This is a genomic window from Paenibacillus sp. OT2-17 (genome assembly GCF_009827695.1).
GTDB lineage: Bacteria > Bacillota > Bacilli > Paenibacillales > Paenibacillaceae > Paenibacillus > Paenibacillus polymyxa_B.
Map to the genome: position 1 here is coordinate 1 of NZ_WUDQ01000291.1, position 4,525 is coordinate 4,525.

The window sequence follows — 4,525 nt, forward strand, 5'->3', positions numbered from 1 at the left end:
CTGAATCATGCCAAAACCGATATGACTCCGGCTGAGCTGGCGAAAGGTCCGGGCTATATCCGCGTGCTCGGCTTTAACAGGGCTGGACGCGAGCTGCTGGCACGTATGAAGCAGACAGCCACCCTTCCGGTATGGGTCAAGCTGTCTGCCGGATCACATCCTCAGCTGGACTGGGATACAGCCGCAGCCGCCATATACGCAGCTGGGATGCCACGTCCCGCCATCCGCGACATGTATGCTGATTACTTGCGACCGCCCATTATGGTTTGATGGGCAGCTTTTCCATATAATCCAGCGCATCGCCAAGCTTGCGAACCGGAACAAGCTTCATCCGGGTTCCAATTTGCTCAGCTTTGGCCTTCGCCTCTTTATAATTATCTGCAGGGACGAAAAACAAATCCGCATCCTGACGGTCAGCAGCAACTATTTTATACTTTGCACCACCAATCGCTCCAACCTGACCGTCCTTATCAATAGTACCCGTACCGGCTGCACGATATCCCTTACTCAGATCACCTGGTGTCAGTTGGTTATAGATTTCCATGGTAAACATCAACCCTGCCGAAGGACCGCCAACATCCGTAGATGTAAAATGAATCGTTTTACGTCCATCCTTCGGCTGTACCTTCTGTACCGTGGCAATACTGACGCCAAATCCAGAACGTTGCTTGCCCGTCTCACTGTCCTTGATGGTCGTTAAGGGAGCTTGCACGGTCAGCAACTTTCCATCACGCTTTAGCTTCACTTTAGCCATTGTTCCCGGTTTTTCGTCCTCCAAAGCCTTCCGAATGGAACGATTATCGGTCACCCTCACTCCGTTCAGCTCCAATATTTCATCTCCAGGCTCGAACACGCTGTTCGAGCCCGGGACCTTAAATACATACACATAATCTGGCACAATCCGATAGGGGACATGGGCACGGGTGTAGGCAGCCTCCATTGCGGAAGATTGGGAATCCCCCATATACCATACCTGTTCTGCCGCATATTCGTCTTCACTTCTTCCATGCAGACGATCCTCTTTGCGTTGAATCTCCGAATTGCGGTCCAACTTGGACAGGCCCAACATGATAACATTGGCATAACGCGCCGATACCGTCGTCATCATAAAAGTCCCCCGTTCGATGCTGTCACCCTCCTGGACTCTAACCATCGGTTTGATCTCGTTTGCCCCACCTGGTCCATAGATCAGATAAGGGGTTGGCATATAGACCAGCACATAGACCATTGCAGCCAGCATTAAGACATAACCGGTTGTAAAAAAAGCTCTTTTCCGGTTTATTCGTTTCATTGCTTCTCCCCCTTACAGCCTAACTTCTCCTATCTTACCCAAGTGCCTCTACGCCGCCTGTTCTCAAGCCTTCCGAAAAAGCATACATTGTTTACGACAACGTATACGAACAACCTATCCCAAGACAACGAACGTGAATAAACGCTGGAGACAGCATCCGACTCTCCTTAGTATATTTATGAGAGGTGAATTCTTTGATGCAAAAGGAAGCCCATTCCGCTCCTTATTGGACAACCGTACTGCTTGGCCTTGGAGCCATTTTACTTGTACTGGCTGTTGTCGCCTCACCAGAAAAAGTATTTCAAGCCTCTACTCAAGGCCTTAAGCTATGGTGGAGTATTATTTTCCCGGCCATGTTGCCTTTTTTGATGCTGTCCGAAATGCTCATCGCCTTTGGTCTAGTCCATGGACTAGGTGTCCTGCTGGAGCCGTTTATGCGATTCTGGTTCCGTCTACCCGGGCGAAGCGGCTGGGTGTTGGCCCTCGGCCTGACCGCAGGATTCCCGGCTGCTGCGGAAGCAGTGCGCCAATGGGCACAACAGGAGGATATGACCGCGTTTCAGCTTCGACGTCTAACCGCTATCGCTCATTTCTGCAATCCGATTACCATCCTGCTCGTCATCGGGACAGGGCTACTGCACAATGCTGCCGCAGGTGTGATGTTACTTGCCGTTCACTGGACTTCCGGGCTGCTGGCAGGCTGGATCACAGCCAGACTACCTGTACCGTCCAAAGAATTGCAAAAACGGGAAACGCCAGCTGCCCTCCGGCGCACCTCAGTTTCCCGTACTTCTCCCTCCCTGATCCGATCCGCATGGGAAGCTACCCGCTCTGCCAGAGAACGGGACGGCCGCAGTTTCGGAAAACTGTTGGGCGAAACCGTATCCCATGCTGTACAGACGCTGATGGTGACAGGTGGATTCATTATTTTCTTTTCCGTACTGATTCGACTGCTGTCCATATATACAGGCCAAGGATCGCTTTCTTTCATATGGCCTGCCTGGATGGAAATCCATCTGGGTTCCTATGAAATCAGCCGTCTGCCCTTTGATCTCCGTACACAAGCAGCCCCGATCAGTGCTGTGTTGGGCTGGGGTGGCCTGTGCGGCTGGCTTCAAATTACCGCCGTCACCAGGCCTTCCGACAAGGGCATCACCTTCACCCTGTCACGAGTGCTCCATGGGATCATTGCTTTTGGACTTACCTTGGCGACATGGGTCCCGCTTAGCCGCATCTTCAGCAATACAACTCCCGCTTACGTCAGTCGCAGTTCTGTGTCTTCTTTTGCGGAAAGCGTAAATGAATCCGCCACGCATCCTGTCATGGCCGGAGCCAGCGGCTTATTAACACAAATTGAAGGAACATCTATGTACCCCTGGCAACTAACCGTACTGTCCATTGCACTGTTAGGTACAATTATAGTTACCCTGCTGGCCTTTTCCTTTATGACTTCATGGTGGAGCCGCCACGATTCGCGTTGACCTTCGCACGCAGTGCGTCTTCCACCTCCGGTGCCACCAGATCTACAACCTTGCCATCAAAATGCGCAATTTCCTTCACCATACTGGAACTCAGATATGAATAAGCTGGATTGGTCATCATAAAGATCGTTTCCGCATCCGGGTTCAGCTTATGATTTGTAGAGGCTAATTGTAGCTCATATTCAAAATCAGTCACCGACCGAATTCCTCTGACAATAACCTGGGCCCCTTTTTGACGTACATAATTAGCTGTCAGATCACGGAAGCTGTCCACTTCAACGTTCGGGATATCGCGAGTTACCGTTCGCAGTAACTCCATTCGTTCCTCAAGTGAAAACAGCGGATTTTTACTAATATTGTTAAGAACCGCGACAATCAATAGATCAAACTGTCTGGCTGCTCTTTGAATAATATCCTGATGCCCCATCGTCACGGGATCAAAAGTTCCCGGATATACAGCAATACGTGGTTTGTGCTCAATCATGATGGTCCTCCCCGTCTGATTCGCTGATGCCGAATTTGACCCCTTCGGCTTCTGTATGTTCTACGACATCCGACAAAACATCGGCTGCAAAATGATAAATAGATAACGCCGTTTCACCATAAACTGCTTTTCTGACCTGTTCGAACGGCCCGAAGCTTTCCGGATATTCATGTCCCGATTCATACTCCAGCACGATGATTGCATCTGAACGAAGCAAGTTCAACTCAGCCATACGGCTCATTAATTCATCTCCGTGTTTGAGACGATAGGGTGGGTCCAGAAAAACAGCATCAAAAAGAGCTCCACGTTTTGCCAGCACCTTGAGCGCTCGTCCGGCATCATTGCGGAACACTTCAGCCTGTCCTTCCAATCCAGTTTTTCGCAAATTTTCTTTAATGACATCAATGCTTTTGGATTCCATATCAATAAAAACAGCCTTGTCCATTCCCCGGCTAAGCGCCTCTATACCCAGGCCACCACTGCCAGCAAACAGATCAAGTGCGACTCCCCCATCAAAATAAGGACCTATCATGCTAAATAGCGCTTCCTTGACCTTATCCGTGGTCGGCCGCGTCCCTGTGCCGGGAACTGCCTTTAACGGCCTTCCTTTGGCACTACCCGATACCACTCTCACGCTGAAACTCACCTATTTTCTATATGTGTTCATAACCATATAAGATTATGACGCTATCGTACCACATGCACCGCCGTTTGAAAAATTTAGGATGAGGCAGGTATAAAAAACCATTCCCTGGGCATCCTTAGGATATCGGCATTCAACCAATGTCGTAGACAACCGCGGAGAAGACTTACGTTTCCCCATAAGCTCTTCGTCCGGTTTCTCCTCTCCCATTCGGGCGCTCTTTAATGGAGCGCCTGATTTTTTTGCATAAAAAGAAGCTGCTTAATAGCAGCTCTATGTATCATTTTTCTATTTCGGCATTTTGTTTATTTCAGCAGTTCCTCGGGTGTATCCCCTTGATAAACATACACGTAACTCGCCACTGATACAGCAAATGTTGCAAACATAGACAACGATGTAGCTAATCCATATACCATTTTCCTCATCATTCCACTCACCTCCTTCCCCGGATCAATGTTAGGCTCTGGACCAAAAAAGCAATAGCCACTACAGAGGAACCGATTACAAAATTAGTACATACAAGCAAGGAGGATAACAGTCGCAAGAGGGGATAAAATTGTACTGGAATGCGCGACTGCTTTTCAATTCTGGACGGGGCAAAACATAAAACGAGAATGAGAGCTATT

General features: G+C 49.2%; 6 protein-coding genes. 2 read left to right on the plus strand and 4 right to left on the minus strand.

Annotation, left to right across the window (positions count from 1 at the left end; translation table 11 throughout):
• The coding region (locus GRP75_RS19720; protein ID WP_160790135.1) for a nucleotidyltransferase family protein at positions 1-270 on the plus strand (270 nt) is incomplete at its 5' end.
• Here GRP75_RS19720 and GRP75_RS19725 read toward each other — a convergent pair.
• Complete coding sequence (locus GRP75_RS19725; protein ID WP_023988158.1) at positions 260-1,291, minus strand: YlbL family protein; 1,032 nt, start codon at positions 1,289-1,291, stop codon at positions 260-262. The genes GRP75_RS19720 and GRP75_RS19725 overlap by 11 nt on opposite strands.
• A 197-nt stretch (positions 1,292-1,488) precedes the next feature.
• On the opposite strand from GRP75_RS19725, the gene GRP75_RS19730 reads away from it, so the two are divergent.
• Positions 1,489-2,772 (plus strand): nucleoside recognition protein, encoded by a 1,284-nt coding sequence (locus GRP75_RS19730; protein ID WP_160790136.1) that lies wholly within the window; start codon positions 1,489-1,491, stop codon positions 2,770-2,772.
• Here the strand turns inward: GRP75_RS19730 and coaD are convergent.
• The 3 genes from coaD to GRP75_RS19745 all read right to left on the minus strand — a co-directional run bounded on the left by coaD (position 2,735) and on the right by GRP75_RS19745 (position 4,327).
• Complete coding sequence (coaD, locus tag GRP75_RS19735; protein ID WP_013309846.1) at positions 2,735-3,256, minus strand: pantetheine-phosphate adenylyltransferase; 522 nt, start codon at positions 3,254-3,256, stop codon at positions 2,735-2,737. The genes GRP75_RS19730 and coaD overlap by 38 nt on opposite strands.
• A complete protein-coding gene (gene rsmD, locus GRP75_RS19740) occupies positions 3,249-3,890 on the minus strand; it encodes a 16S rRNA (guanine(966)-N(2))-methyltransferase RsmD (RefSeq protein WP_023988156.1) in 642 nt (213 codons plus the stop codon). Before rsmD ends, coaD begins: the two co-directional genes overlap by 8 nt.
• Before the next feature lie 314 nt (positions 3,891-4,204).
• Positions 4,205-4,327 (minus strand): cyclic lactone autoinducer peptide, encoded by a 123-nt coding sequence (locus GRP75_RS19745; protein ID WP_023988155.1) that lies wholly within the window; start codon positions 4,325-4,327, stop codon positions 4,205-4,207.
• Between the last annotated feature and the right edge of the window lie 198 nt (positions 4,328-4,525).

What these genes read in the sequence shown, in the direction of transcription:
- GRP75_RS19730 (WP_160790136.1), top strand. Translation starts at nt 1,489, where the DNA reads ATGCAAAAGGAAGCCCATTCCGCTCCTTATTGGACAACCGTACTGCTT.
- GRP75_RS19725 (WP_023988158.1), bottom strand. Translation starts at nt 1,291, where the DNA reads ATGAAACGAATAAACCGGAAAAGAGCTTTTTTTACAACCGGTTATGTC.
- GRP75_RS19745 (WP_023988155.1), bottom strand. Translation starts at nt 4,327, where the DNA reads ATGATGAGGAAAATGGTATATGGATTAGCTACATCGTTGTCTATGTTT.
- coaD (WP_013309846.1), bottom strand. Translation starts at nt 3,256, where the DNA reads ATGATTGAGCACAAACCACGTATTGCTGTATATCCGGGAACTTTTGAT.